Source organism: Achromobacter piechaudii NBRC 102461 (assembly GCF_001571245.1).
Classification (GTDB): Bacteria; Pseudomonadota; Gammaproteobacteria; order Burkholderiales; family Burkholderiaceae_B; genus Achromobacter; species Achromobacter piechaudii.
Genome location: NZ_BCTK01000015.1, coordinates 251,333 through 277,241 on the forward strand (window position 1 = coordinate 251,333; position 25,909 = coordinate 277,241).

General features: G+C 62.2%; 25 protein-coding genes and 1 tRNA gene. 13 read left to right on the plus strand and 13 right to left on the minus strand.

Translation table 11 applies throughout. The features are described 5' to 3' along the window. The first annotated feature begins 110 nt into the window (after positions 1-110). Both API01S_RS27490 and API01S_RS27495 read left to right on the plus strand, forming a co-directional pair. The gene (locus tag API01S_RS27490) at positions 111-389 is read left to right on the plus strand and encodes a hypothetical protein (RefSeq protein ID WP_061306625.1); all 279 of its coding nucleotides are present in this window, start codon (positions 111-113) and stop codon (positions 387-389) included. Positions 390-424: 35 nt separating this feature from the next. Then, positions 425-685, plus strand: a complete 261-nt coding sequence (locus tag API01S_RS27495; RefSeq protein ID WP_061306626.1) for a hypothetical protein — start codon at positions 425-427, stop codon at positions 683-685. A gap of 109 nt (positions 686-794) precedes the next feature. Here the strand turns inward: API01S_RS27495 and API01S_RS27500 are convergent, their stop codons facing one another. From API01S_RS27500 to API01S_RS27510, 3 genes are all read right to left on the minus strand, one after another. After that, on the minus strand, positions 795-1,367 hold the full coding sequence (locus API01S_RS27500; RefSeq protein WP_156487193.1) for a hypothetical protein: 573 nt from the start codon (positions 1,365-1,367) through the stop codon (positions 795-797). A 406-nt stretch (positions 1,368-1,773) separates the two neighbouring features. After that, a complete protein-coding gene (locus tag API01S_RS29020; protein ID WP_254598585.1) occupies positions 1,774-2,196 on the minus strand; it encodes a hypothetical protein in 423 nt (140 codons plus the stop codon). A 55-nt stretch (positions 2,197-2,251) separates the two neighbouring features. After that, positions 2,252-2,662: a M15 family metallopeptidase gene (locus API01S_RS27510; protein WP_061306629.1), complete on the minus strand. Its 411-nt coding sequence runs from the start codon at positions 2,660-2,662 to the stop codon at positions 2,252-2,254. A 276-nt stretch (positions 2,663-2,938) separates the two neighbouring features. Between API01S_RS27510 and API01S_RS29030 the strand changes: the two genes are divergently transcribed. After that, positions 2,939-3,751 carry a methyltransferase domain-containing protein gene (locus tag API01S_RS29030; protein WP_167351747.1) on the plus strand — a complete coding sequence of 271 codons (813 nt, stop codon included), beginning with the start codon at positions 2,939-2,941 and terminating at the stop codon, positions 3,749-3,751. On the opposite strand, the gene API01S_RS27515 is transcribed toward API01S_RS29030, so the two are convergent. Next, complete coding sequence (locus API01S_RS27515) at positions 3,719-4,162, minus strand: hypothetical protein (RefSeq protein WP_061306630.1); 444 nt, start codon at positions 4,160-4,162, stop codon at positions 3,719-3,721. The genes API01S_RS29030 and API01S_RS27515 overlap by 33 nt on opposite strands. A gap of 226 nt (positions 4,163-4,388) precedes the next feature. Between API01S_RS27515 and API01S_RS27520 the strand changes: the two genes are divergently transcribed. The 4 genes from API01S_RS27520 to API01S_RS29275 all read left to right on the plus strand — a co-directional run bounded on the left by API01S_RS27520 (position 4,389) and on the right by API01S_RS29275 (position 6,032). After that, entirely contained in the window at positions 4,389-4,982 is a 594-nt protein-coding gene (locus API01S_RS27520; RefSeq protein WP_061306631.1) for a hypothetical protein, read from the plus strand. 22 nt (positions 4,983-5,004) lie between these two features. Then, entirely contained in the window at positions 5,005-5,259 is a 255-nt protein-coding gene (locus tag API01S_RS27525; protein ID WP_254598586.1) for a hypothetical protein, read from the plus strand. After that, on the plus strand, positions 5,256-5,654 hold the full coding sequence (locus API01S_RS29270) for a hypothetical protein (protein WP_156487195.1): 399 nt from the start codon (positions 5,256-5,258) through the stop codon (positions 5,652-5,654). Before API01S_RS27525 ends, API01S_RS29270 begins: the two co-directional genes overlap by 4 nt. Before the next feature lie 204 nt (positions 5,655-5,858). Further along, positions 5,859-6,032: a hypothetical protein gene (locus API01S_RS29275; protein WP_156487196.1), complete on the plus strand. Its 174-nt coding sequence runs from the start codon at positions 5,859-5,861 to the stop codon at positions 6,030-6,032. Between the two features lie 185 nt (positions 6,033-6,217). Here API01S_RS29275 and API01S_RS27535 read toward each other — a convergent pair. From API01S_RS27535 to leuC, 9 genes are all read right to left on the minus strand, one after another. Continuing rightward, positions 6,218-6,294, minus strand: a tRNA-Val gene (locus tag API01S_RS27535). Between the two features lie 201 nt (positions 6,295-6,495). Further along, on the minus strand, positions 6,496-7,161 hold the full coding sequence (locus API01S_RS27540) for a phosphoribosylanthranilate isomerase (RefSeq protein ID WP_061306633.1): 666 nt from the start codon (positions 7,159-7,161) through the stop codon (positions 6,496-6,498). 67 nt (positions 7,162-7,228) lie between these two features. Further along, entirely contained in the window at positions 7,229-8,323 is a 1,095-nt protein-coding gene (locus API01S_RS27545) for a TRAP transporter substrate-binding protein (protein WP_050729245.1), read from the minus strand. 76 nt (positions 8,324-8,399) lie between these two features. Then, positions 8,400-9,209, minus strand: coding sequence for a tRNA pseudouridine(38-40) synthase TruA (gene truA / locus API01S_RS27550; protein ID WP_039883109.1), 810 nt, complete (start codon positions 9,207-9,209; stop codon positions 8,400-8,402). Between the two features lie 3 nt (positions 9,210-9,212). Next, positions 9,213-11,183 (minus strand): FimV/HubP family polar landmark protein, encoded by a 1,971-nt coding sequence (locus API01S_RS27555; RefSeq protein ID WP_061306634.1) that lies wholly within the window; start codon positions 11,181-11,183, stop codon positions 9,213-9,215. Positions 11,184-11,443: 260 nt separating this feature from the next. Continuing rightward, entirely contained in the window at positions 11,444-12,574 is a 1,131-nt protein-coding gene (asd, locus tag API01S_RS27560; RefSeq protein WP_061306635.1) for an aspartate-semialdehyde dehydrogenase, read from the minus strand. Between the two features lie 233 nt (positions 12,575-12,807). After that, positions 12,808-13,884 carry a 3-isopropylmalate dehydrogenase gene (leuB, locus tag API01S_RS27565; RefSeq protein ID WP_006218699.1) on the minus strand — a complete coding sequence of 359 codons (1,077 nt, stop codon included), beginning with the start codon at positions 13,882-13,884 and terminating at the stop codon, positions 12,808-12,810. Between the two features lie 29 nt (positions 13,885-13,913). Further along, positions 13,914-14,564, minus strand: coding sequence for a 3-isopropylmalate dehydratase small subunit (leuD, locus tag API01S_RS27570; protein WP_006218698.1), 651 nt, complete (start codon positions 14,562-14,564; stop codon positions 13,914-13,916). 26 nt (positions 14,565-14,590) lie between these two features. After that, complete coding sequence (leuC, locus tag API01S_RS27575; protein ID WP_061306636.1) at positions 14,591-15,994, minus strand: 3-isopropylmalate dehydratase large subunit; 1,404 nt, start codon at positions 15,992-15,994, stop codon at positions 14,591-14,593. A gap of 518 nt (positions 15,995-16,512) precedes the next feature. On the opposite strand from leuC, the gene API01S_RS27580 reads away from it, so the two are divergent. The 6 genes from API01S_RS27580 to API01S_RS27605 form a co-directional block, all read left to right on the plus strand. Continuing rightward, positions 16,513-18,015 (plus strand): TolC family outer membrane protein, encoded by a 1,503-nt coding sequence (locus API01S_RS27580; RefSeq protein ID WP_061306637.1) that lies wholly within the window; start codon positions 16,513-16,515, stop codon positions 18,013-18,015. Positions 18,016-18,038: 23 nt separating this feature from the next. After that, positions 18,039-18,251, plus strand: a complete 213-nt coding sequence (locus tag API01S_RS27585; protein WP_006218695.1) for a hypothetical protein — start codon at positions 18,039-18,041, stop codon at positions 18,249-18,251. Then, a complete protein-coding gene (locus tag API01S_RS27590) occupies positions 18,235-20,400 on the plus strand; it encodes a type I secretion system permease/ATPase (protein ID WP_006218694.1) in 2,166 nt (721 codons plus the stop codon). Before API01S_RS27585 ends, API01S_RS27590 begins: the two co-directional genes overlap by 17 nt. Positions 20,401-20,407: 7 nt before the next feature. Beyond that, positions 20,408-21,829, plus strand: a complete 1,422-nt coding sequence (locus API01S_RS27595; RefSeq protein WP_006218693.1) for an HlyD family type I secretion periplasmic adaptor subunit — start codon at positions 20,408-20,410, stop codon at positions 21,827-21,829. Between the two features lie 19 nt (positions 21,830-21,848). After that, on the plus strand, positions 21,849-22,505 hold the full coding sequence (locus API01S_RS27600) for a helix-turn-helix transcriptional regulator (RefSeq protein ID WP_006218692.1): 657 nt from the start codon (positions 21,849-21,851) through the stop codon (positions 22,503-22,505). An 84-nt stretch (positions 22,506-22,589) separates the two neighbouring features. Next, a partial coding sequence (locus tag API01S_RS27605; protein ID WP_084802513.1) for a retention module-containing protein occupies positions 22,590-25,909 on the plus strand: 3,320 nt, incomplete at its 3' end.

Below are 25,909 nucleotides of genomic sequence, written 5' to 3' on the forward strand. Positions count from 1 at the left end.
GCGGGACCTTATCAGATAAGGCCGCGCTTGCGCGGAGACTCACTGCACACGTCAGGGGCTGGCATGTCACTTGCTGAAGAAGTGCGATTTCCAATCCTTGGGGGACCGCGATGCAATCTGACGACATTATTGATATGGAACCCGTGCCGCAGCAGGATCGTTCGCGGGTGCAGGACTTGAAAGACATGGACGCGCGCCGTCCCGATTTTCCCGGTGAACATCTGATCGTGTTCGGCGTGGGCGCACTGCTGATGGTGGCGGGCATGAAAGGCCGCACGATGTTCAAGCGCACCGTCCTGACGGCGATAGGCACCGCGCTGATGGGCCGCGCCGCAAGTGGCACGGGCGGCATCGCAAAACTTGCGCGCGTCGTGAAGAAATTGGGCTGATCAGGCCCGCCAGGAACAAGGGACCCGATCACAACATGGACGCGCTATGGGATTTTCTTCAATGGCCAGCGATGCTGACGTCGCTGGCTGCCGCATGGCTGGTGGCGTCGCAAGGCAAAACGAAACGCAAATGGGGTTTCTGGGTATTTTTATTAAGCAACGCATTATGGATCGCGTGGGGAATCCATGACGGCGCGTTCGCGTTGATTGCACTGCAACTGGGTTTGGCGGTGTTGAATATTCGCGGGGTGGTGAAAAACCAGCGCGAGGCGGGGCGGGTTGATGCGATACCTTGAGGTGAATCGATACCGTAGCCATCAAACGAAAAGGCCGCCAAGTCAGTGACTTAGCGGCCTTCATCGGGTCGAACTTGCTACGAAATCCGGCGAATTCACCCAAGCCGACTCACCCCGTCAAAGCCGGCAGAAAGAACCAATCCATGGCCCAAAGGCCTGAAGCCACAACCGTGGCGGCCGCTAAAAATAAACGTCGGGCATTGCGCAATCCGACGGAAGCCAACGAAACAGCCCTTTTGCGCTTCCGGAGCGCGCTCTCCCATCTCTTCAACGCGCATAGATATCCGGCATAGACGATGGGATACGCGGTCAACATCCATAAGAAAGCGCGATGGTGCAACTGCTGCTCATCGAGCGCTGTAAGCGCAAGCGAGCATGCGGAGGTGACCAGACACAAGGCGCTTTCGATGTAATCCTGAATCGACGCGACGGCCAACTCTGCCTTCGGTGTACCGCGTTGATGCCTGAGCACGCCACGGCCAGCGGTCAGTCCCGCCATGGCGGCGAGCCAAAACGACGCATACGATAAAAAATAGGCTCGCCCTGTCGCGGAAGTGACGAAGTGCGCGGCATTAGTCTGGTTGAGAACGGTAATGACCAGCACGGGCGGTATCAGCAAGATAAGCGCCAGACCTAAGATGGCCCAATCAATGGGGGTCATTTTCTCGCTATTTTTCAACAAGCCCAGCTCCCGATGGTGGTTTACTGTTGATTAACGGCAGCAGACAGACGAGCTGAAATCCCGGGGCGATTTACCTTCGCTCATCTTGCGGTATCGCGAGCAGGGGAATCTCCCAACAACAAAGGAGCAGCGCGTTTTGACCACACTCTTTGTCAGGTCTGCGTTGTGGGCCCAGTCAACGCGAAACGCTGATGCCGCCTTATACCGGGGAAATGGCAGGGCTGCCATAATTGGCAGCGGAGATGCAAAAAAGCCGCGAAGTCATAGACTTACGCGGTTTTCTTCGCATTGCTAAACAGTGCTTGGCACTGCTTTGTTCACACCAACTCATTGGTTCGAAATTGCGGAGCGGTCCGGTTGGACTTCCGCTACGTTTGGAATGGCTGGCGTCGTGAACCTTGCGATTTCACTGCTTTGATGCAGACATGACCCCTATCGCACGAATGTAGCCCTGCAGGCCGTTCACTTGGTCAGCCCATCGAGCAGCATCTTTTCCCAGTTGGGCATATCGTCCGTCACACGACCCAATAATTCCGATCCAGTCGGGGCTGGCTGCGTCAAGTCTGCCGCCGTCTGCGGCATTCTCGGTGCGCCGCTGGGCAAGCTGGCGGAGCAGCCCGTCAATCCGGCCACGCTGAGCAGCAACAGTCGTTTCAGCAGCTTCTCGCGCCAGTACGGCGCCGCGGTGTTTGGCATCAGCACGATCCCGTTCCTCCTGCCATGCGCGCTCGATGGCGGCCTGGCGCTTTTCAATTTCGATTTGCTTGGCGTCTGCGCCGGCCTGGTACTGGCTGGCGCCGTACCAGCGCACGCCCAGCACGACAGCCACCACCAGGGCAGCGCCGATCAGGTAGGGCAGCGCTGCGCGGCGCGCAGTAGCGGGCTCACGCTCGTCCCATCCAGTCGCGTGGGATTTGGAAGTGCGGTCCGTCCTTGAACGACTTCCAGTCGCCGCCCCACTCCACAGGCCCGCCAAGCTCTACGGCGCATGCCTTGACTACACCCGCAAGATCGGCGAAGGCCTGCCAGTCGTTCCATGGAATCGCGCCGCGCACCAGCGGCGCCAGGTCGACTGCGTGGCCAAGGCCATCGGCCTGCGGACGGTGGTAGCTGTTCATCGTCTGGCTGGCGCCCTTGGTCACATACTCGCGCTGCTGCGCCAGAGTCCGGACGCCCTCAACCACAATGAAATCGACGGTGGTGCGCTGAATTGCCAATTTGACGATTTCGACAAGATCGGGGTGCACGCCGATAAGGCGTGTCAGGCTCCGCTGCGAAAGTTGGAATTGGCTCATTTCGCATCACCTCGCAGCTTGAACGCGATGAGCCGGCGCAACCACGCGCCATGAAAGCGCCTCCTTGTTCGTCAGCGCGCGGCCCACTGCGACCAACGCATCGACGCCGGCCAACCACGCAAGCGTTCTTTCCCAATCATTCATAACGTCCCCTGAAGACGAAAAAAATCCCGCCGAAGCGGGATGTCGCAAAGCAAAAAAGTATCTAGTCCGTGGATCATTCGCTACGTATCCAGTAACCTAGTGATCATCCGCTGGAGCCTCTTCGAGTCAAAAATGACGAAAAATTCCGCAATCCCTGTACCAGCGCATCCCGCAACGCCCGAGTGGTTTAAACGCCGGAAACTGGATCAAATTGCGAAGTTGATGAAGTGGAGAAATCGATTTCGAAGAGAGGGTTCTCTCTACAACTGTTTGACCCCGGATCTGGCGAAAATGGCTGGTGTCGAAGACACAGAAAATGTGTCTAGAAACTCGTATGACCCGAAATTTGAAGAGATTATCCTCGACAACCCAGACAAGATGATCCTTGATGTCGGAGCAGGCTATCGACCCGTCGACCACGCAAATGTGGTCAATTTGGAGATCGTTCGATATCCCACAACGGACGTATTGGGAGTGGCCGAGGCGCTGCCCTTTAAATCGGGCGTCTTCGATTACGTGCACAGCAATGCCGTTCTTGAACACGTTCGAAACCCCTTCAAATGTGCGGAGGAAATAGTCCGCGTTTTGAAGCCTGGTGGCGTCTTTTGGATCGCTGTTCCCTTCTTGCAGCCATACCACGGGTACCCCCACCACTACTACAATATGACCCACTCGGGAATTAAGAATCTCTTTTCTGGGAAATGTGAAATCATTGAGCAGAGCGTACCCACCTATTACCATCCTATCCACGCACTGGAATGGTTCACTCGCCAATACACATGGCGCCTTTCCGAAGAAGACAAGGCCGCATTTCTCAACACGAAAATCTCCGACATTGGCGCAATTGCAACGAACCCTGAGGATTTCGGATTCGTTCGCAACTTGCCGCCAGAATCTCAATTCGAGCTTTGCTCAGGGTCCCTCTGCATTGGAAGGAAGCTCTGAACCAGATTCGCCCACGGTTGCTCCATCTTTTCGTAGCAACTCCTCCTTGCGCGTTGCGCCCAACAAGCCTTTAGCGATGTAGAGATCCAGGCCGGCTCCTACAGCTGGGTCAAGCACAGAAATGAATTCGGCGCGATTGAAGTCGTCGTAGACCAACCCAACTTCCATGTCAGTAAACTGCGCCGCCCGAATTGCCATGAGTTCATCCGGCGTAAAGCGCTTCGCAAACTCTCTCGGGGTGATCTCGGTGACGGGCGGCCTTACTGCGGGATCGCGATCCGCATAGATTTCCTCCACCCCCGCGCGGACCGCCTCCGGCGTCCCATCAAAAAATAATAGTTCGCCTTCCGGCGTCCAGCTAAAGTGATTGCCGACCAAACCGCCATAGGCGACTAATTCGGCATAAAACATTGGCCCAATTGCCTTCAACCCCCTCATTAACCCCTCGTCAGAATTTTTGCGTAGCAACCAATTCCCAATGTTCCCTGGGTTCCGTTCAAGGACCCATAAAGCTGGATCATGTGAAGGCCCTCGTCGAGAAGGCCCGTCCCAGAAGACGAAAACCCGTTTGACGCCGCGGGCGTCGACGAAGTAAGCCGTCGGCGTTCTGCTGAAGGTAGAAGAACCGCGCCGCACGTTGGATATCGGTCAGCGTCTCCCCGCGCTGTACCACCAGGAAGTACTGGCCTGGTCCGCCATCGGCGACGCTCTGTCGCGCGACTGTATCCCGGGCGAGATCTTGGCCGAGGCGCTGCAGCCGGTGAACGACAAGCTGGCCGACCTCACCGACCTCGGCGGCTGGCGCGTGCCCGAAATCGGTGCCGACATGGTCATCACGTTCGGTGGCCGCGCCTACCGCCTTTTGTCGGAATCTGAGCGCTGGCGTGTAGACGCTCTCGTCAGCGCCGCCCTAGCCGAAATCTCCGGGCTGCGCTGCCTCATCTTGGATAGGTTCGACTGCCTGGACCTGCCCGGCCGCAGCGACGCTCTCGGCCTGGTGGACTCCTTGGTGGCTGATGGTCGCAGGGACACTGTCCTGGTGCTCGGCACGCTCAAGGCCGCGCCGGCAGCGCCCTCCGATGCATTCACGGTTCATTGGATCGAACAGGGCCACGTCGGCCAGGCCAAGCTCAAGGAGGCAGCATGGCCCCGCCGCGCCATCAATCCCTCGAAATGCAGATCGCGCGCCGACAGACGGCCGAGCATCTGCGCAAGCTCAGCGCGCCTGTGAAAGCGTCCACCACGGTGTGCAAATGGCCGCGATGATTGCCGAACGCACCGGATGGCCGGCGCCCGCCTCGGCACCCGCCGACCTCCTCGCTTTCCTTGAGCGGTTCCTGGACAAGTGCCGCGCCGGCGTCACCCCGCCACCCTATCGGTCCGTCGTTTGGCGCCCGATGCAGTACGACCTCGCCATGCGAGAAGCCCTTACCCGCGCCGCCGCTGCGCAGCCGCACCTGACCACAGCCACAAGAAACGTTGTCACCAGGAGGGAACTGGCGGCATGAGCTTTTACACAACTATCGCGCGCCTGCGCAAGGCGACGCATTCGCATGTGCCCGGCGAAGCTTCAGAAAGCTGCCGCGTGTCGCGTGAGGATCTCCGCATTGCCCTTCACGTCATCGACCGGTTGGACACCGATGCACGCCAGGCCGGCCTGTTGAGCCATGCCGCGATGGATCGGGCGCCAGCGACGCCGGGTGCCGGCTCAAATTCTCGACCCACCCTGGCCACGCCGACGCGGCGTTCGCCACGGGTGCGCAATCTGATCGAAATCGTCGTGCCGTTTACCGCGTCCTTGGGGACTGCGGGTGTGGAGCGAGTTCCACATCGAAGACGCGCTATGGCGAATTCCGGCGAGCCGGATGAAGGGTACGTTGATCACCAAAGAGACAGGCGCTGACCACGTCATCCCGCTATCGCGCCAGGTGCTGGCGCTGTTGGAAGAATTGCGGCCGTACACAGGGCGCTATCGGCTGCTGTTCCCCGGACTGCGCGACCCCGCCAACACACCAATGAGCAGCGAGACCATAAACAAGGCTCTCAAGATCCTGGAGTTTCAGGGGAACAGACGGGCCATGGCTTCCGCGGCCTGGCGTCGACCAGTATGAATGAGCGTAGCGGCGCACGCGCAGAAGTAATTGAACGCCAGCTCGAGTACAAGGAGCGCAATATGGTTCGCCGCGCCTATAACCACGCCGAGTATCTGGATGGGCGCCGGCAGCTAATGCAGTGGTGGTCGGATTATCTTGATAGCTGCGCGTCCGACGCGGGTAAATGAGGAATTGGGGGCCTACCCTTATCCGATTCGGCCATACCCTTATTCCTACCCTTAAATCTGCTGGCACCCCTTGGCGGCAGTTGGTAGCGGTGAGCGACGCAGAATGCAAAAAAGCCGCGAAGTCATAGACTTACGCGGCTTTCTAGGCATTGCTAAACAGTGCTTGGCACTGCTTTGCAGGAATCTGGTAGGCGGTATTGGGTTCGAACCAACGACCTCCACGATGTCAACGTGGCGCTCTAACCAACTGAGCTAACCGCCTGCAAAGAAGAAGAATTATATAGTGCTTTTTTGAACTGTGCAAATCGTCTTTAAAGATTTTTTGCTGTGTTCGTTGCGTTTGTCTTGGTTTACTCGAGCCAGCTTATTCGCATATTTAGCCCCGGCTTTTGCCGGTTTGCTGCATGCTAATTTCGCTGGCTGAATCAACGGACTTATACAAGTCACCGACTGCACAACCGCACTACTTTTTGCCCTTCAGTTTCGCGTCTGCGGCGTGTGCCGCATCAACGAAGAACGAGATTCTATCAGAACTTTTTATTCCTTGCTCAAGCTCGACGCCACTGCTCACATCCACGCCCCAAGGCCGGACCTGCTCGATCGCCTGGGCGACATTCTCGCCGTTCAAACCACCCGACAAGATCAGGGGTCGGGACACTGGATCTGCGCGCACGTCGTTCAGCAACGCATAGTCAAAGCCGTGCCCGCTGCCGCCATAGCCGGCGCTGTAGCTGTCGAACAACCAGCCCGCCGCTTCACCGAAAGCGCGGCAGTACGAGGCCAGATTTTCGGCGGTGTCCAGACCGGGCGCGCCGGCGCGGAAGGCTCGCAAGAAACGGTGGCCGTAGCGGGCGCAGTCCTGCGGCGTTTCGTCTCCGTGAAATTGCAGCAATTCGGGACGGACCTCGTCGATGACTGCTTGCACCTCGGCGGGCGTCGGATTGACGAACAGCGTGACAACATCGACGAACGCGGGCACGGCACGGCGCAACTGCGCGGCGCGTGCTGGCGTAAGACAACGCTTGCTCTTCGGATAGAACACAAAGCCGATGGCGTCGACGCCTGCCGAGACGGCGGCTTCGATGTCTTGTTCGCGGGTCAAGCCGCAGATTTTGATGCGTGTGCGCATGACGTTCTGTACCTGTCGCCCAATGAAAAAGGCGGTTGATCAGTATATCTCGCGCGATGGACGGCGATCAGCCGCCAGGTTGGCCCAACGTGGCGATCATGGCGTCGTAACTGCCTTCAGCCACGCGAAACCAAGGCACTTCCTTGTCCCGAAACGCCACCATGCTGTCGTACAGCTTCTTGAACATTGGATCCTTGGCGCTCAGATCCTTGTAGGCGGCGAGCGAGGCGTCGTAACAGGCTTGCAGCACGGGTTTGGGAAACGCCTTGAGCTGCGCGCCGCGCGACACGAGACGGCGCAGCGCGTCGGGATTACCTGCGTCGTACTTGGCGATCATGTTGGCGCTTGCCATGCGGCACGCCAATGCCAGCGCAGACTGATACGGTTTCGGAAGTTCGTCGTAGGCGTCCTGGTTCACGTATAGCGAAAGCTGCAAGGTGCCGGCCCACCAACCCGGAAAGTAGTAATTGCGCGCCACCTTGTACAGCGCGAGGCTTTCGTCGTCGTACGGACCTACCCAGGCCACCGCGTCGACCGCGCCTTGTTCCAGGGCCGCGTAGCTTTCAGCCACAGGCACATCGACGGGCGTGGCGCCCAGCCGTGACAGCACATGTCGCGCGAAGCCGCTGGCTTTGACCTTCAGGCCGCGCAGGTCGTCAACCGTCTTGACCTCGCCGCGAAACCATCCGCCCATCTGCGCGCCGGTGTAGCCGCAAGGGAAGTTCATGATGTTGTACTTGTCGAACAGCACGCGCGTCAGCGCCAGGCCTTCGCCCTGGCTCATCCAGGCGTTCATCTGCCGAGTGTTCAGGCCGAACGGCACGCCCGCATCAAAACTGAGCGCGGGGTCGATATCGAAATAGCGCGTTGATGCGGTATGCCCGCAATCCACCACGCGATGCTGTACGGCTTCAAGAACCTGGCCCGGCTGGACGAGATCACCCGCCGGAAAAATCTCGATGGCAAAGTGCCCGTCGGTCACCTCGGACACGTAGCGCGCGACGTCCTCGGCCCCCGCGAACAAGGTGGGCGATTCGCTGGGAAAGCTGGACGCCAGCCGCCATGTGACGGTCGGGGCCTCTTGAGCGATGGCGGGCGCCGCCAGCGCGGCACCACCCGCCGCGCCCAAGGCGGCTTGTTTTAGAAATGCGCGGCGTTGCATGGCGATACCCCCTTTAAGCGCGCGTAAGGCGCGATCCGCGGTGGCGGCTTTTAGTAGTGCCTATTTTCAGTAGTACCTAATAGGACTGCGTAAACGGCGACAACAACGATGACCCGCCATCCAGTTCTTGCAGGCCAAATTCGGCCGGGTAGTCAATGGAGGACAGGTATAGCCCATCAGGCGCAAACGTCGGTGCGCCCCGCGTGCGGTCGCGCAAGGACAGCAACTGCGCCATCCAGTCCACCGATTCCCTGCCCTGCCCCACTTGCAGCAATGCACCCATGATGTTGCGCACCATGTGGTGCAGAAACGCATTGGCCTTCAAGGTGAATACCAGAAACGGCCCGCGCTCGGCGATGTCGAGCCGGTGCATGTGGCGCACCGGATGCTTGGCCTGGCATTGCGAAGAACGGAAGCTTGAAAAATCGTGTTCGCCAACCAGGGCTTGCGCGGCGGCACGCATGGCGTCTACGTCCAGCGTCTGGAAGCACCAGCCCGCCCGACCCGCCCACAGCGCCGGCCGCACGCGGCCACGCCACAGCAGATACACATAGGTGCGGGCGCGCGCGGAAAAGCGTGCATGAAATTCGTCCGACACTTCCTGCGCCCACTGCACTGACACACTGGGCGGAAGAAAGGCGTTCACGCCGCGCACCCATGACTCCATGCGCCGGTCCAACGACGTGTCCAAGTGCACCACCTGCATCGCGCCGTGCACGCCGGTATCGGTGCGGCCCGCGCATATCGTGGGAACCGGGTCTTGCACACCGCAGAATCTTGCCAAGGCCGACTCCAGCGTGTCCTGTACCGTCTGCCGGTGCGGCTGCGTCTGCCAACCCTGCCAAGCGGAGCCGTCATACGCCAGCCCCAATGCAACTCTAGACATCATTCAAACCCGTGGACCGCTGACTCGGCGCGGTTCGTCCGTGGGCGGTTCGTCCAGGTCGAGATTGATCGTATCGAGCTTGCGGTTCAGCGCTGCCGTGTCCAGCGCCGGCTCGTTAAATGCGTAGGTATCTTCGTCATCATCGTCGCGCCGGGCGCCGGCACGACGCAGCAGCCACGCAATGGCGAAGGCGATCAGCGCCAGCAAGGCGGTGACGATGACAAGCAGGTTGTCGGCCAACCAGCTGGGCATACCGCTCGTGACGTCCTTGGCGTTGTCGGCGGTTTTGCCGACAGGAGGCGTCGCGGTGGAGGTGGCGCCGGCCGGGCTGCTTGCGCCTGGGGCGCCAGTCGCGCCCGGGATGCCCGGAGTGCCCGATGCGCCAGGAGTGCCTGCTGCGCCCGGAGTGCCTGCTGCGCCCGAAGTGCCTGATGCGCCCGGAGTACCTGCTGCGCCCGGAGTCCCTGCTGTGCCCGGAGTGCCTGCTGCGCCCGGAGTGCCTGATGCGGCCGGAGTGCCTGCTGCGCCCGGAGTGCCTGCTGCGCCCGGAGTGCCTGCTGCGCCCGGAGTGCCTGCTGCGCCCGGAGTGCCTGCTGCGCCCGGAGTCCCTGCTGCGCCCGGAGTCCCTGCTGCGCCCGGAGTGCCTGCTGCGCCCGGAGTGCCTGCTGCGCCCGAAGTGCCTGCTGCGCCCGAAGTGCCTGCTGCACCCGAATTGCCGGCCGCATCCGGTGTGCCTGCCGCACCCGAAGTGCCTGCCGCACCCGGTGTGCCTGCCGCACCCGAAGTGCCTGCTGCACCCGGTGTGCCTGCCGCACCCGGAGTGCCCGCTGCGCCTGGAGCACCTGCGGTGCCAGGAGAACCCGCGGCTCCCGATGCCGCCGCTGCGCCAGCAACGGCCGAAGCTCCCGAAGCACCCGTGCCACCCGACCCCGCCGCGCCTTGCTGCGCGACGGCCTTGTTCAATTCGTCGACGTTGCTTTGCAGTTGGTTGACGCGCCCTTCGGCATCCTTGAGCGCGCGCTCGCTGGAAGTCTTCGCGTCGGCTTGGGCATCCGCCTGCTCGGCGGCGCTACCCGTGGCCTGCCCTGTCGACAAGCGCACACGGTCCTGTGTGGGTGCGGGTGTGGCGACGCCGGTGTCGCCGGTTTGGCCCACCGTGCCCGATGCAGCGTCCTGTCCCTTCACCACGGAGGGGTTTGCCCCGGCGGCCGCGCCGACGCGGGCGCGGTATTTCGCAAACGCCTCGGCGTGCTCGTTGAAAATGCGGCGTGCTTCGGCCGGATCGATTGCCCGAACCGTCGCCGCATCGGGAATCTTCAACTTCTGCCCGGCGCGAACCAGGTTCATGTTGTTCTGAATAAAGGCGTCGGGATTGGCGCGCCACAGCGCCACCAGCATCTGATAGACCGAGGCATTGGGCACCGCATTGCGCTGCGCAATACCAAACAGGTTGTCGCCCTGCTTCACATTGACGGTTGCGGTGCCAGATCCCGCGCGCCCCGCGCCGCCAACGGATGCCGGCGTCACATCAGCGCCCGTGCCTCGCAGGGGAACAAGAATGCTGACCTGCACCTGCCGCTGGCCAGAGCTTGAACTGATATCCAGCAGCAGATCCACCGCACCGCTCGTGGGAGGCTGCGTACCGCGCACGCGTAGATTCTTGCGCGTACTGTCAATGCCGTCTTCGACACGAACCACCATGCTGGCCAACGGCACCGGCGGTTTCAGTCCCGCGCGCTGCCAGGCGGCTTCGTCCGCGACCGTCACTTTCAGGGACGACACTTCGTCGGCCGTCAATTCCTGCAAGCCCACCACCGCCTGCAACGGCGCGCCCGGCCCGGACACCACGCGGGAATGCCCGACCCGCATGGCCAACGCCGAACTGCACATGCTCGACCCAATCGCCAAAGCGATCGCCCATTGAAGGGATTTCAAACGGCGGGCATGCTTCACAGGGCGCGAACGCTGGGTCATAAGCTGGAATTCCGTTCTTGTAGTCGCATTACGGGTTAGCGCTGATCGCGCGCGAGATGAGCGGGAACAGGCCTCAATTCACGGGAAAAGTGTAATGGATGATGCCCGTTTCACAAACCTGAAAGGCGCTTCGGCGTTGGCTCTCGGGCACATCCGCCACACCCTCTTTACGATTGCCGAAACGTCAAGGGCACCCGAAGGTGCCCCTGATTGTCTTCAAGGCCGATCAGACGTTTCTTATCGGCCCATCAACCCCTGCTTCAGGCTTCGGCCAGCGCAATGCGCAGCATGCGGCGCAGCGGTTCGGCGGCGCCCCACAGCAGTTGGTCGCCCACGGTGAACGCGCCCAGGTACTGCGAGCCCATCGACAGCTTGCGCAGACGGCCAACCGGAATGTCCAGCGTGCCGGTCACGGCAACCGGGGTCAGCGCGGAAACGGTCGCTTCCTTGGTATTGGGAACAACCTTGGCCCACTGCGTGCCCTGCGCGATCAGCGCTTCGATTTCATCGAGCGGCACATCACGCTTGAGCTTGATGGTCAGGGCCTGGCTATGGCAGCGCATCGCGCCGATACGCACGCACAGACCGTCGATCGGCGTGGGGGCCGTGCCAAATGCGGCGCCGCGACCCAGGATCTTGTTGGTTTCGACTTCGGCTTTCCACTCTTCCTTGGACATGCCATCGCCCAGATCCTTGTCGATCCAGGGAATCAGGTTGCCACCCAGCGGCACGCCGAAATGTTCGTGCGGCAGCGAATCATCTTTCTGCTTGGCCAGCACGCCACGGTCGATGGCCAGGATGGCCGAGGCCGGGTCATCCAGCAGCGGCTTGACGGCCTGGTTGATCTCGCCGAACTGGGTCAGCAGTTCGCGCATGTGCTGCGCGCCGCCGCCCGAGGCCGCCTGGTACGTCATGGACGTCATCCACTCGACCAGGTCATTGTTGAACAAGCCGGCCAGGCCCATCAGCATGCAGCTGACCGTGCAGTTGCCGCCGATGAAGTTGCGCACACCGCGCTTGAGCGCCGCGTCGATGACCGGGCGGTTGACCGGGTCCAGGACGATGATGGCGTCGTCGGCCATGCGCAAGGTGCTGGCCGCATCGATCCAGATGCCGTTCCAGCCCGCGCCGCGCAGCTTGGGATAGACCTCGGACGTGTAGTCGCCGCCTTGTGCCGTCACAATAATCGGCAGTTTTTTCAGAGCATCAATATCGTAGGCGTTTTGCAACGGGCCCGCGCCTTCGGCCCACGTGGGCGCGGCGCCGCCAGCATTGCTGGTGGAAAAGAACACCGGTTCGATCAGTGCGAAGTCGTTCTCGTCGCGCATGCGTTGCATGAGCACCGAGCCGACCATTCCGCGCCAGCCGACAAGGCCTACTGCTTGATTCATTTCAATCGCTCTATAAAGGTGGAGACAAGGTCCGGGTAGAAAAAGTCGTGCAATTCAACAATTTATCAGAATGCACGGGTGGATGTTGCGGCGCAGCTAGAAAAATTTAGGGGCGGAACCGTGTCCACCGCCCGACGCAGCGCCGTCGCAACAGGAGCAAAAAAAGGGCCGCTACAAAGGCGGCCCCCTTCGAACACGGGGCAGCGCCGCAAGGGCGCGCCCCTGCATGGCGATCAGGCCAGGGCTTTGAGAACCGCGTCGCCCATGCCTGCCGTGCTGACCTTGGTCGTGCCCGGCTCGAAGATGTCGGCAGTGCGCAGGCCGTCGGCCAGCACACGACGCACGGCGGCTTCGATACGGTCGGCCTGCGGGGCCAGGTTCAGCGAGTAGCGCAGCAGCATGGCGGCCGACAGGATGGTCGCCAACGGGTTGGCGATGCCCTTGCCCGCGATGTCCGGAGCCGAACCGTGGCTGGGTTCGTACAGGCCCTGACCACCCGCGTTCAGCGAGGCCGACGGCAGCATGCCGATGGAACCCGTGAGCATGGCCGCCTCGTCCGACAGAATGTCGCCGAACAGGTTGCCCGTGACGATCACGTCGAACTGGCGCGGGTTGCGCACCAGCTGCATCGCCGCATTGTCGACATACATATGCGACAGCTCGACGTCCGGATATTCGCGCGCCACTTCGATGACGATATCGCGCCAGAACTGCGAGGTTTCCAGCACGTTGGCCTTGTCCACGCTGCACAGCTTCTTGTTGCGCTTCTGCGCCGATTCAAAGCCGATGCGCGCAATGCGGCGCACTTCGGATTCGGCATAGCGCATGGTGTCGTAGCCTTCGCGTTCGCCAGCGAACACGCCATCCGGCGACGAACGGACGCCGCGCGGCGTACCGAAATAGATGTCGCCGGTCAGCTCACGAATGATGAGGATGTCCAGTCCGGACACGATCTCGGGCTTGAGCGACGAGGCGCTGGCCAGCTCGGGATACAGGATGGCGGGACGCAGGTTGGCAAACAGGCCCAGCGCCTTGCGCAGGCCCAGAATGGCCTGCTCGGGACGGAATTCGCGCGGCAGGCTGTCGTACTTCCAGTCGCCGACGGCGCCAAACAGCACGGCGTCCGATTCCTTGGCCAGGTTGAGCGTGGCCGGAGGCAGCGGGTGTTCGAACTGGTCGAACGCGGCGCCGCCCACCGGAGCCTGCTTGATGTCGAAAGACACGTCCAGCGCCTTGAGCACGCGCACGGCCTGCTCGACGATTTCCGGTCCGATGCCGTCACCCGGCAAGACTGCAATGTTGTGGGTCATTTAAAAGCGATCCTGTGATCAGAATGGGTTCAGGCGATGGGGCGGCTTTCCAGCCACGGATGGCGGGCCAGGCGTTCGGCCTCGAAAGCGCGGATCTTGTCGGAATGGCGCAACGTCAGGCCGATGTCGTCAAAGCCGTTCAGCAGGCAGTACTTGCGGAAAGGTTCGATATCGAACCCCATCGCGCGGCCGTCGGCGGCGATGACCACCTGGCGGTCCAGGTCGATCTGCAACTTGTAGTTGGGGAAGGCTTTGACTTCGTCGAACAGGCGCGCCACTTCCAACTCGGACAGCACGATCGGCAACAGGCCGTTCTTGAAGCTGTTGTTGAAGAAGATGTCGGCGTACGAGGGCGCGATGATGGCGCGAAAGCCATATTGCGTCAGGGCCCAGGGCGCGTGCTCGCGGCTGGAGCCGCAGCCGAAATTCTTGCGCGCCAGCAGGATCGACGCGCCTTGGTAGCGCGGCTGGTTCAGCACGAAATCCGGGTTCAGCGGACGCTTGCTGTTGTCCATGCCGGGTTCGCCGTGGTCCAGATAGCGCAGCTCGTCGAACAGGTTGGGGCCGAAACCGGTGCGCTGGATCGACTTGAGAAACTGCTTGGGGATGATGAGGTCCGTGTCGACGTTTTCACGGTCGAGCGGAGCCACCAGGCCTTCGTGAGTGGTAAATGCTTGCATGATGTCGGTACTCGGTGCGTGATCGCTTAACGGAACGTGCGGACGTCGACGAAGTGGCCGGCCACGGCGGCGGCTGCCGCCATGGCGGGGCTGACCAGGTGCGTGCGGCCGCCCTGCCCTTGGCGCCCTTCGAAATTGCGGTTGGACGTCGAGGCGCAACGTTCGCCGGGTTCGAGGCGGTCGGCGTTCATGGCCAGGCACATCGAACAGCCGGGTTCACGCCATTCAAAACCCGCTTCGATGAAAATCTTGTCCAGCCCTTCGCGTTCGGCCTGCTGCTTGACCAGGCCGGAACCCGGCACGATCATTGCCTGACGCACATTGGAAGCCACGCGCTTGCCACGCGCCACGGCAGCGGCGGCGCGCAGGTCTTCAATGCGCGAGTTCGTGCAAGAGCCGATGAACACGCGATCAACGCGGATGTCGGTCAAAGGGGTGTTGGGCTTGAGGCCCATGTATTGCAACGCGCGCTCCATGCCGCTGCGGCGCACATCGTCTTTTTCACGATCCGGGTCCGGCACGCGGGAATCCACCGGCAAGACCATTTCGGGCGAGGTGCCCCAGGTGACCTGCGGCTTGATATCGCGGGCGCTGACCTGCACCACGGTGTCGAACTTGGCGCCTTCATCGGTATGCAGCGTGCGCCAGTACTTGACCGCCTGGTCCCACACCACGCCCGACGGCGCGAACGGACGGCCACGGAAATATTCGATGGTCTTGTCGTCGACGGCGACCATGCCGGAGCGGGCTCCGGCTTCGATGGCCATGTTGCACACGGTCATGCGACCTTCGACGGACAGCGCGCGGATGGTGCTGCCGGCAAATTCAATGGCGTGGCCGGTACCGCCGGCCGTGCCGATGATGCCGATGATGTGCAGCACGACGTCCTTGGCCGTACAGCCGAAAGGCAGGTCGCCTTCGACCTGGATCAGCATGCTTTTGGCTTTCTTCATCAGCAGCGTCTGTGTCGCCAGGACGTGCTCGACTTCAGAGGTGCCGATGCCGAAGGCCAATGCGCCCAGCGCGCCGTGCGTGCTGGTGTGCGAGTCGCCACAGACGACCGTCATGCCCGGCAGCGTTGCGCCTTGCTCGGGTCCGATCACGTGGACGATGCCTTGGCGCAGGTCGTTCATGCGGAATTCGGTGATGCCGTATTTTTCGCAGTTGGCGTCCAGCGTGTCCACTTGCAGCCGCGAAATCGGGTCGTCGATGCCCTGGGCGCGGTTCAACGTCGGCACGTTGTGGTCGGCCACCGCCAGGTTGGCGCCAGTGCGCCACGGCTTGCGACCGGCGATCGCCAGGCCTTCGAACGCCTGCGGGCTGGTGACTTCATGCACCAGGTGGCGATCGATATAGAGCAGACAGGTGCCGTCTGATTCCTGGTGGACGATGTGGGCGTCCCAGAGTTTGTCGTAAAGGGTTTGGGCCATGGATGCGCTCTGCAAATAGACAATCCGGCTTGAGCCTCGCGCGGTTGAAAAGCAAATCGCTCCCGCGCCGGCCACTGCGGCATGGAGGAATTATGCCCAGGCTCTGAACCTAGTACAACCACACCATGGATACTAGTACCACCACTACCATGTTGGTTACGGAATCTGTCCCCGATGTCCCTCGGAATTTGTAATCAGGCACTGTGGAAAATTAATCACAAAACGAAAATTCCTTCGGATAAATCTGATACAGAATTATCAGAACGATATAATCCTGTTTCACTACAGACACGTCACCTTCGAAATAATACGAAATAAACCGTATTAATAAAGACGACATTTTTCTCAGTCTGTGAAGTTCGTGCAAATTCAGTCCAATTAGGTGATGTTGCGCGAAGAAACATTGTGGCGGGTCATATTCACCCCTTAAAGAGTTAACAAATCTTGACTAGGGAAATATGACATTTACATACAATATGGCCGCCATTCATTCCCACTCCGACACGCGAATAATCACCATGGCTTCGTTTTTGATCAAACGCACGACTTCGCTTCTCGCATTGGCATTTGTTCCCGCCGCGTTCGCCCAGACCACCCCTCCCGCCGCGCCCGCCCCGGTTGCGTCGATGGTGACCCTGAATCAGGTGGTCGAGCAGACCCTTCTGAGCAACCCGGAAATCCAAGCCAAATACCATGACTTCCAGGCATCGCTGGAAGGCCAGGCCGTGGCTCGCGCCGCGTTCTTTCCGCAACTGAACGCCCAAGGCTACGTGGGTCGGGAATACCGCAACAACGTCCCTGGCGTGGGTTCGCAGCGCTGGAACCGCCCGGGCTACAACTTCGAATTGCGCCAGCTGATTTTTGACGGCTTCCGCACCAGCAACGACGTCAAGCAGGCCGGCTTCGACAAGCTGGCCCGCTTCTATGACGTGCTGGCCACCAGCGACAGCACGGCATTCGCCGCGGTACAGGCTTACATCGACCTGCAACGCTATCGCGACATGGAATTGCTGGCCCGCCAGAATTACTCGCTGCACGAAGAAACGCTCAAGCAGATCGGCGAACGCACGGAATCCGGCGTGGGACGCCGGGTGGACCTGGAACAGGCCGGCGGCCGTCTGTCGCTGGCGCAGACCAATCTGATGACCGAAACCGCAAACCTGCTGGACGTGCAGCAACGCTTTCAACGCGTGACCGGTGCTTTCCCGCCCGAAGCCATGCAGCCGCCGCCCGACATCGCCGCCAAATTGCCGGTCAAGCCGGGCGATTTCAATGAGTCGCTGCGCCGCAACCCCAGCTTCCTGTCCAAGCAGGCCGGACTGCAAGCCGCGCAGGCAGGAGTCTCCTCGTCCAAGGGCGCGTTTTCGCCCAAGTTTGAGTTCGTGGCGTCCTCGGGCCGGGACCAGAATGACCCCACGCCCCAAACGCGCGACATCCAGAGCTCCAGCGTCCAGGTCGTGATGAGCTATAACCTGTACCGCGGCGGCGCGGACTCGGCGCGCGTGCGCCAGACGGCCGCGCAATCCTATGCCGCGCGCGACATCCGCGACTACACCTGCCGCAATGTGCAGCAGGACCTGGCCGTGGCATGGAACAACATCACCAGCCTGAGCCAGAAGCTGCCCTTCCTGCGTGACCACGAAGTGGCCACCGCCAAGGTACGTGATGCCTATCGCCAACAGTTCCAGATTGGCCAGCGCTCGTTGCTTGACTTGCTGGACACCGAAAACGAACTTTTTGAATCGCGTCGCGCATTGACCAACGGCATGTATGACCTCAAGCTTGCGCAGTATCGCTGGCTGGCGCTGTCTCATGCACTGTTGCCGGCGCTGTCGCTGCAACCCGCGCGCAACGAGATGCCCGAGGAAAACGGCAAACTGGAGGTAACCGACGAAGTGATCAAGCTTTGTAATTCGACGGTCCCCGATTCTGCCCGCCTGGCTCCCGTGCGCGTTCAATACAACGAAGGCACGCTGCCGCCCACGCTCGTGCCGATGAACGCACCCAACGCCAAGCCTTGAGGCGGTGTGCGCAAGGAGGCCATATGACCCCCCAGGGCAACGAATTTTCGCAACTGGACGCGGACTTTGTCCGCGTTCTGGAAGACCTGATCGACGCCTTGATCGCCAATGGCACCTTGCGCATGACGGACCTGCCTATCCAGGCACAGCAAAAGCTTTCCCAGCGCAAGCAGCAACGCGCGCGCCTCTCGGAACACCTCGACCTCTTGGATGACGAAGATGGACAAGTTATCTGAAAAGGCGGCGCGTGAATGGCGCGCCGACGCCCGGGCCGCGCATGACGATCCCCTGCTGGACTGCCTGGTCGAGATCACCCGCCTGCACGGCGTGACCGCCACGGCGCAGGCGCTGTCCGCCGGCCTGCCGCTGGAAGAGCACCGCCTGACCCCTGCCCTGCTTCCCCGTGCCGCCGCGCGCGCGCAGCTTTCCGCAAGAGTCGTCAAACGCACGCTGGACAGCATTTCCCAAGACCTGTTGCCCGCGATTCTGCTGCTGCAAGGCGAGCGCGCATGCCTGCTGCTGAAAAAAGAAGACGGCAAGTATGTGGTCAGCCATCCCGAGCTTGGCGGCAGTTCTGTCGAGATGACGCCCGAAGCGCTGGCCGCGCAATACACCGGCCTGGTGTGCTTCGTGCGGCCGCAATTCCGCTTTGATGCGCGTTCCCCGGAAGTGGCCAAGGTGCGCGAGCGCCATTGGTTCTGGGCCGCCATCATGGAAAACCGTCGTCTGTACCGCGACGCCCTGATCGCCGCGCTGCTGATCAACATCTTCGCGATGGCGATGCCGCTGTTCACCATGAACGTGTATGACCGCGTGGTGCCCAACAACGCCGTCGAAACGCTGTGGGTGCTGGCTATCGGCATCACCCTGGTGGTGATTTTCAACATGGTGCTATCGACCGCCCGTTCACATGTGGTTGATAGTGCAAGCAAGCGCGTGGACGTGCGGCTGTCCGCGCAGATCATGGAACGCGTGCTGGATCTGCGGCTGGAGGGGCGGCCGGTGTCGGTGGGCTCGTTCGCGGCCAACCTGCGCTCGTTCGAATCCATTCGGGATTTCATCGCCTCGGCCACCATCACGACGCTGGTCGACCTGCCGTTCATCCTGCTGTTCCTGGCCGCGCTGGCCTGGATTTCGCCCTGGATGATCCTGCCGCCGCTGGTCGCGATCGTCCTGATCCTGCTGGTGTCGCTGGCTGCGCAGGCGCGCATGGAAGCCCTGACGATGGCCAGCTTTCAGGCCAGCTCGCAACGCAACGCCACTCTCGTGGAAGCGTTGACCGGCCTGGAGGCCGTCAAGACGCTGAACGCGCAAGGCTCGGTCCAGCGCAACTGGGAACGCGCCACCGAATTCATCGCGCAGACCGGTGGCAAGCTCAAACTGATTTCGTCGACTACCGTCGGCTTCGTGCAAGCCATCCAGCAACTGGTGTCGATCGCCGTCGTCATCATCGGCGTGTATCAGGCCCAGGAATCGGCGATGTCCATGGGCGGCATCATCGCGGCGTCCATGATCGCCAGCCGCTGCCTTGCGCCGCTGGGCCAGGTGGCCGGGCTGCTGATGCAATACCAGAACGCCCGCACGTCGCTAGGGTCGATCGACAACTATATGAAGCTGCCGATCGAGCGCCCCGCCGAAGCCGAGTTCCTGCATCGCCCGGTCTTTCACGGCGGCCTGGAATTCCGCGACGTCACGTTCGCCTACCCCGGCAGCACGCAGCCGGTGCTCAAGAAGGTCTCGTTCAAGCTCAAGCCGGGTGAAAAGGTCGGCATCATCGGCCGCATCGGTTCGGGCAAGACCACGCTGGAAAAACTTGCGTTGGCGCTGTACCAGCCCACTGAAGGCGCCGTGCTGCTCGATGGCGTGGACGTGCGCCAGATCGACCCCGCCGACGTGCGCCGCGCCATCGGCCATGTGCCGCAAGACCCGACGCTGTTCTACGGCAGCCTGAAACACAACCTGGCCATGGGCGCGCCCTACGCCGACGACGCCAGCATCCTGGCCGCCGCCAACCTGGCCGGCGTCACCGACTTCGCCAACCTGCATCCCAATGGTTTCGACATGGTGATCGGCGAGCGCGGTGAATCGCTGTCCGGAGGCCAACGCCAGTCGGTCGCGGTGGCCCGCGCCCTGATCAACGACCCGCCCATCCTGTTGCTGGACGAACCCAGCAGCAATATGGACCACCAGAGCGAAGCGCAATTGCGCAAGCGGCTGGGCGAGGCCAGCGCGACCAAGACGATCCTGCTGGTCACCCACCGCACCGCGCTGCTGGATCTGGTGGACCGCCTGATCGTGATCGATAACGGTCATATCGTCGCGGACGGCCCCAAGGAGCAAGTTGTCGAAGCACTGCGTCAAGGACGCGTTGGACGCGGGAGTTAAGGGCGCCATGCAGAAAAATCCTGGAGAGACCCGCAACGGCTTGTTCGGCGGCCTGTGGCGCAAGTTGCGCAACGTCTTCGTATTCTTCTTTGACCGGCTGCTGGACGGCGCCGAAAAGGGCAAGCAGGAAAAGCGCTCGGACTATGTCGGCAATGCCGAATGGGTGATCCAAGAGTCGCAAGCCCGCAGCTCGCGCGTGCTGCTTTGGGTCGCATTGCTGGCGACCTTCCTGCTGCTGATCTGGGCAGCCACCGGCAGCATCGACGAAGTGGTCCGCGGCGAAGGCAAGGTCGTGCCCTCTCGGCAGGTGCAGATCATCCAGAGCCTGGATGGCGGCATCGTCGAGGAAATCCTGGTCCGTCCCGGCCAGGAGGTAGAGGCCGGCCAGACCCTGCTCAAGATCGATTCCACGCGTTTCGCGTCCTCGCTCGGCGAGAACAACGCGGAATACCTGTCCTTGCTGGCCAAGTCCGCGCGTCTGCAAGCATTGGCGACCGGCGAGCCCTTCGTGGCGCCGGAAGAAGTGCTCAAACAAGCGCCCGGCCTGGTTGAAATGGAACGCAACGCCTGGCAGGCGCGCAACACCGAGCTGAACGCCACCATCAACGTGGCGCGCGAACAGCTCAAGCAACGCCAGGAAGATTTGCGCGAAACCATCGCCAAGCGCGATCAGGCGTCCGCCAGCTGCGGCCTGACTTCGCGGGAATTGCAGGTCACCCGGCCGCTGCTCAAGAGCGGCGCGGTCTCTGAAGTGGACTTGTTGCGCCTGCAACGCGACGTGGCGCGGTACTGCGGCGAACAGAAAGGCGCGGAAGCGCAGATCGACCGCTTCCAGGCCTCGATCAAGGAAGCGCAAAGCAAGCTTGAGGAATCCGAGCTCAACATTCGCAACCAGGCCCGCAGCGAACTGTCGGAAACCAACACCAAGCTGTCCACCCTGCGCCAAGGCAAGCTGGCCCTGGCCGACCGCGTGAAGCTGGCCGAAGTGCGCGCGCCGCTGGCCGGCACCATCAAGACGCTGTTCAACAACACCGTCGGCGGCGTGGTGCAGCCGGGCAAAGACATCATCGAGATCGTGCCCAAGGACGACACCCTGCTGCTGGAAGTCCGTATCCAGCCGCGCGACATCGGCTTCCTGCACGCGGACCAGAAGGCGGAAGTGAAGTTCACCGCCTACGACTTCTCCATCTACGGCGGCCTGGAAGGCAAGGTCGAGCAGATCGGCGCGGACACGGTCACCGACGAGAAAGGCAATTCCTATTACGTGGTGCGGGTCCGCACGGACCGCAGCACCGTGGGCGACAAGCTATTGCCCATCATCCCCGGGATGGTGGCCGAGGTTCATATCCTGACGGGTAAACGCACCGTGTTGCAGTACCTGCTCAAGCCGATTCTGCGTGCCAAGGCGAACGCCTTCACCGAACGTTAAAGGAGAGCTGGAAGGCTTTATGAAACCTGTTCCCGTCTTGTTGATTACGCACGACGACCTGCTCTGGCAACACTGGCGCGCGCTGGATTCCACGCGCTGGCTGGCTGCCCGCGGGCGCGGACTGGCTGACCTGCAACGCTGGCGCGAGCAGGGCCGTATCCTGGCTGTGCTGGATACGGATCTGCCTCGCTTGCCGTCCTGGCAGGATCCCATGTGGGGCCCGGCCTTGGCTGGCCTGCACCTGGTGGTCGCCAGCCCCAGCCCCAATGACGAACAGGGTACGCAAGCCCTGGGCGCGGGGGCTCACGGCTACTGCCACAGCTACGCGCCTGCAGCCGCCTTGTCGCAAGCCCTGGAAGTGGTTCTCTCCGGCGGGATCTGGATGGGCCGCTCGCTAGTGGCGCGGCTACTGAAGCTGGTGACCGAACGCGCCCAGGATTCCCATAGCTGGGACAACGGGGTACTGACCGAGCGGGAAATAACCGTCGCGCGGTACGCCGCCAGCGGTCAGGCCAACGCGCAGATTGCCGAGGCTCTTGGCATTACCGAACGCACGGTCAAGGCCCACCTGTCCGCCGTTTTCGAGAAACTCGGGGTGTCTGACCGCCTCCAACTCGCCCTGCTTGTGCACGGCATTTCGGCGCCGGCCGACTCGCGTAGCAAAATCACTTCCTGATACTGTCCTTGAGGACAATATCGCGTCCGCGCGGCGCTCTTTAGTATCTGGCCATCTTGGATAACTCCCTGAAACGGAACCCACATGGCCAACACCTCTCCTGCAGTCGTCAATGAAATCTCCGGTCGCGCCTGGATACGCAACAGCGACGGCTCACTGACCGAACTGCATCAAGGCAGCAAAGTCCCCGCAGGCAGCGACATCGTCACTGCCTCGGGCGCCACGGTTTCGCTTCAGGTTGAGAACGGCATGCCGATCGTCATCGGCGAAAGCCGCGAGGTTGCCGTCAATGGCGACATCGCGGGTCCCTTGGCCGACCCCAGCGAAGCATCGGTAGCGCCGCCCACCGGCACCGACTCCGACCGCCTGCTGGCCGCTCTGCAAGCCGGCCGCGACCCGTTTGACGAATTGGACCCCACCGCCGCCATCGTGGCGGGCGGTGGCGATGCCGGCGGCAGCAGCTTCGTGCGCCTGGCCCGCATCCTGGAAACGACCACGCCGCTGGATCTGGCCTACACCAACCCCGGCCGTGGCGACGACACCCTGCCCCGCGCAGCTGCCGCTGGCGCGACCGGCGACAATGCCGACGCCGCCGTCCCCGCCGCCACCAACACCGCGCCGTCCGCCCTGAACGACGCCAGCACGGGCGACCAGAACGCCGTCCAGCGCGGCAACCTGCTGACCAACGACAGCGATCCCGATGGCGATCCCCTGGCCATCGTCTCGGTCAGCGGCCGCCCCATGACCGCGGGCGGCGTCACCGTCACCGGCTCGAACGGCGGCACATTCACCGTCCTGCCCGACGGCAGCTACGTCTTCACGCCCGGCACCGGCTTCCAGAACCTGCCGGCCGGCCAGACCGCCACCAGCACGATTTCCTACACGGTCACGGATCCCAGCGGCGCCACGTCCACCGCCACCGTCGAAGTGACGATCGTCGGCGTGAACGACCCCGCCCAGATCACCCCGGCCAACGCCGGCGATGACGCCGGCACGGTCAAGGAAGACACCACCTTCACCGCCAATGGCAAGTTGAACGTCACGGACGTGGACGACGGCGAAGCCCGCTTCATCGTGCAGTCCGGCCAGGCCGGCCAACACGGCACGTTCTCGATCGACGCCAGCGGCGCGTGGGTCTACAACCTGAACAACAACGATGCCCGCGTGCAAGCGCTGGCCGTCGGCGAAACCCTGACCGAGACGTTCACCGTCACCACGGCGGACGGCACGACCGGCACGGTCACCGTCACCATCCAGGGCACCAATGACGTCCCGACCCTCAGCGGCCAGGCCGCTGGCGCGGTAACCGAAGACACGGCGCTGGTCGCCACCGGCAAGCTGGATGTCGCCGACGTCGACACGTCCGACACGCACACCTGGTCGATCAACAACAATGGCGCCGGCCAATATGGCGCCCTGACCATTGCCGCCGACGGCACCTGGACCTACAACCTGGCCAACGCCAACCCCGCCGTGCAAGCGCTGACTACGGGCCAGTCGCTGACCGAGACGTTCACCGTCACGGTCGATGACGGCCACGGCGGCGTGACGACGCAAGCCGTCACGATCACCATCAACGGCACCGACGACATCGCGGTCATCACCCCGGGCGTACCGGGCAGCGACAAGGGCGAAGTCGTCGAAGACGACAAGTTGTCGGTAGGCGGCAAGCTGGAAGTCACGGACCCCGACGCCGGCCAGGCCGTGTTCCAGGTCCAGACCAACACGCCCACCGCCCACGGCGCGTTCTCGATCGACGCCAATGGCAATTGGACCTACAACCTGACCAACAACGACCCGGCCGTCCAGGGCCTGGGCGCCGGCAAGACCCTGACGGAAACCATCACCGTCACCACCGCTGACGGCACGACCGGCCAGGTCGTGGTCACCATCGTCGGCACCAACGACGTTCCCGTGCTGACCGGCAAGGCCGACGGCGCGGTCACCGAAGACGGCAGCCTGGTCGCCACCGGCAAGCTCGACGTCACCGACGTCGACACCACCGACACGCACACCTGGACCGTCAGCAATGACGGCAAGGGCACGTATGGTTCGTTCTCGGTCGACGGTTCGGGCAACTGGACCTTCAACCTGGACAACGGCAACAAGGATGTCCAAGGCCTGAAGTCCGGTGAATCGATCACCGAAACCTTCACCGTCACCGTCGATGACGGCAACGGCGGCGTGGTCTCCAAGGACGTCACGGTCACGATTAACGGCACGGATGATGGCGCGGTCATCACGCCGGCTACGCCTGGAAGCGACAAGGGTGAAGTCGTCGAAGACGGCAAGCTGTCGGTGGGCGGCAAGCTCGACGTCACCGACCCGGATGCCGGCCAAGCCGTATTCCAGGCCCAGACCAACGCAGCCGGCCAGCACGGCACGTTCTCGGTCGACGCCAATGGCAATTGGACCTACAACCTGACCAACAGCGACCCGGCCGTTCAGGGCCTGGGCGCCGGCAAGACGCTGACGGAGACGTTTACCGTCACCACCGCTGACGGCACGACCGGCCAGGTCGTCGTCACCATCGTGGGCACCAACGACGTTCCCGTGCTGACCGGCAAGGCCGACGGCGCGGTCACCGAAGACGGCAGCCTGGTCGCCACCGGCAAGCTCAACGTCGCCGACATCGACACCACCGACACGCACACCTGGACCGTCAACAACGACGGCAAGGGCACGTATGGTTCGTTCTCGGTCGACGGTTCGGGTAACTGGACCTACAACCTGGACAACGGCAACAAGGATGTCCAAGGCCTGAAGTCCGGTGAATCGATCACCGAAACCTTCACCGTCACCGTCGATGACGGCAACGGCGGCGTGGTCTCGAAGGATGTCACCGTCACGATCAACGGTACGGATGATGGCGCGGTTGTTACGCCGTCCAAGCCGGGCGACGATGCCGGCTCGGTCAAGGAAGATACGACTTACACCACCGGCGGCAAGCTGGATGTGGTCGATCCGGATGCGGGCGAAGCTTCGTTTAATCAAGTCACCGACAAGAGCGGCGACCATGGCACGTTCTCTATCGATGCGAACGGCAACTGGACGTACTCGCTGAACAACGAAGATCCCAAGGTGCAAGCCTTGGCGGTCGGCGAGACGTTGACGGAGACGTTCACTGTCACGACGGTGGATGGCACGCAAGCCCAGATCGTCGTCACGATCAATGGCACCAACGACGATCCGACGTTGTCCGGTGAATTGACCGGTACGGTCACGGAAGATGGCGTCAAGACGGCCAACGGTCAGTTGACAGTCGCCGATGTGGACACGTCCGACACCCACACCTACTCCGTGATTGGCTCGGCCACCGGCACTTACGGCTCCTTCGCCGTGGACGCTTCGGGCAAGTGGACTTACACGCTGGACAATGACGCTGCCCAAGCTTTGAAGACCGG

What these genes read in the sequence shown, in the direction of transcription:
- API01S_RS27490 (WP_061306625.1), top strand. Translation starts at nt 111, where the DNA reads ATGCAATCTGACGACATTATTGATATGGAACCCGTGCCGCAGCAGGAT.
- API01S_RS27495 (WP_061306626.1), top strand. Translation starts at nt 425, where the DNA reads ATGGACGCGCTATGGGATTTTCTTCAATGGCCAGCGATGCTGACGTCG.
- API01S_RS27510 (WP_061306629.1), bottom strand. Translation starts at nt 2,662, where the DNA reads ATGAGCCAATTCCAACTTTCGCAGCGGAGCCTGACACGCCTTATCGGC.
- API01S_RS29030 (WP_167351747.1), top strand. Translation starts at nt 2,939, where the DNA reads ATGACGAAAAATTCCGCAATCCCTGTACCAGCGCATCCCGCAACGCCC.
- API01S_RS27515 (WP_061306630.1), bottom strand. Translation starts at nt 4,162, where the DNA reads ATGTTTTATGCCGAATTAGTCGCCTATGGCGGTTTGGTCGGCAATCAC.
- API01S_RS27525 (WP_254598586.1), top strand. Translation starts at nt 5,005, where the DNA reads ATGGCCGCGATGATTGCCGAACGCACCGGATGGCCGGCGCCCGCCTCG.
- API01S_RS29270 (WP_156487195.1), top strand. Translation starts at nt 5,256, where the DNA reads ATGAGCTTTTACACAACTATCGCGCGCCTGCGCAAGGCGACGCATTCG.
- API01S_RS29275 (WP_156487196.1), top strand. Translation starts at nt 5,859, where the DNA reads ATGAATGAGCGTAGCGGCGCACGCGCAGAAGTAATTGAACGCCAGCTC.
- API01S_RS27540 (WP_061306633.1), bottom strand. Translation starts at nt 7,161, where the DNA reads ATGCGCACACGCATCAAAATCTGCGGCTTGACCCGCGAACAAGACATC.
- API01S_RS27545 (WP_050729245.1), bottom strand. Translation starts at nt 8,323, where the DNA reads ATGCAACGCCGCGCATTTCTAAAACAAGCCGCCTTGGGCGCGGCGGGT.
- truA (WP_039883109.1), bottom strand. Translation starts at nt 9,209, where the DNA reads ATGTCTAGAGTTGCATTGGGGCTGGCGTATGACGGCTCCGCTTGGCAG.
- API01S_RS27555 (WP_061306634.1), bottom strand. Translation starts at nt 11,183, where the DNA reads ATGACCCAGCGTTCGCGCCCTGTGAAGCATGCCCGCCGTTTGAAATCC.
- asd (WP_061306635.1), bottom strand. Translation starts at nt 12,574, where the DNA reads ATGAATCAAGCAGTAGGCCTTGTCGGCTGGCGCGGAATGGTCGGCTCG.
- leuB (WP_006218699.1), bottom strand. Translation starts at nt 13,884, where the DNA reads ATGACCCACAACATTGCAGTCTTGCCGGGTGACGGCATCGGACCGGAA.
- leuD (WP_006218698.1), bottom strand. Translation starts at nt 14,564, where the DNA reads ATGCAAGCATTTACCACTCACGAAGGCCTGGTGGCTCCGCTCGACCGT.
- leuC (WP_061306636.1), bottom strand. Translation starts at nt 15,994, where the DNA reads ATGGCCCAAACCCTTTACGACAAACTCTGGGACGCCCACATCGTCCAC.
- API01S_RS27580 (WP_061306637.1), top strand. Translation starts at nt 16,513, where the DNA reads ATGGCTTCGTTTTTGATCAAACGCACGACTTCGCTTCTCGCATTGGCA.
- API01S_RS27585 (WP_006218695.1), top strand. Translation starts at nt 18,039, where the DNA reads ATGACCCCCCAGGGCAACGAATTTTCGCAACTGGACGCGGACTTTGTC.
- API01S_RS27590 (WP_006218694.1), top strand. Translation starts at nt 18,235, where the DNA reads ATGGACAAGTTATCTGAAAAGGCGGCGCGTGAATGGCGCGCCGACGCC.
- API01S_RS27595 (WP_006218693.1), top strand. Translation starts at nt 20,408, where the DNA reads ATGCAGAAAAATCCTGGAGAGACCCGCAACGGCTTGTTCGGCGGCCTG.
- API01S_RS27600 (WP_006218692.1), top strand. Translation starts at nt 21,849, where the DNA reads ATGAAACCTGTTCCCGTCTTGTTGATTACGCACGACGACCTGCTCTGG.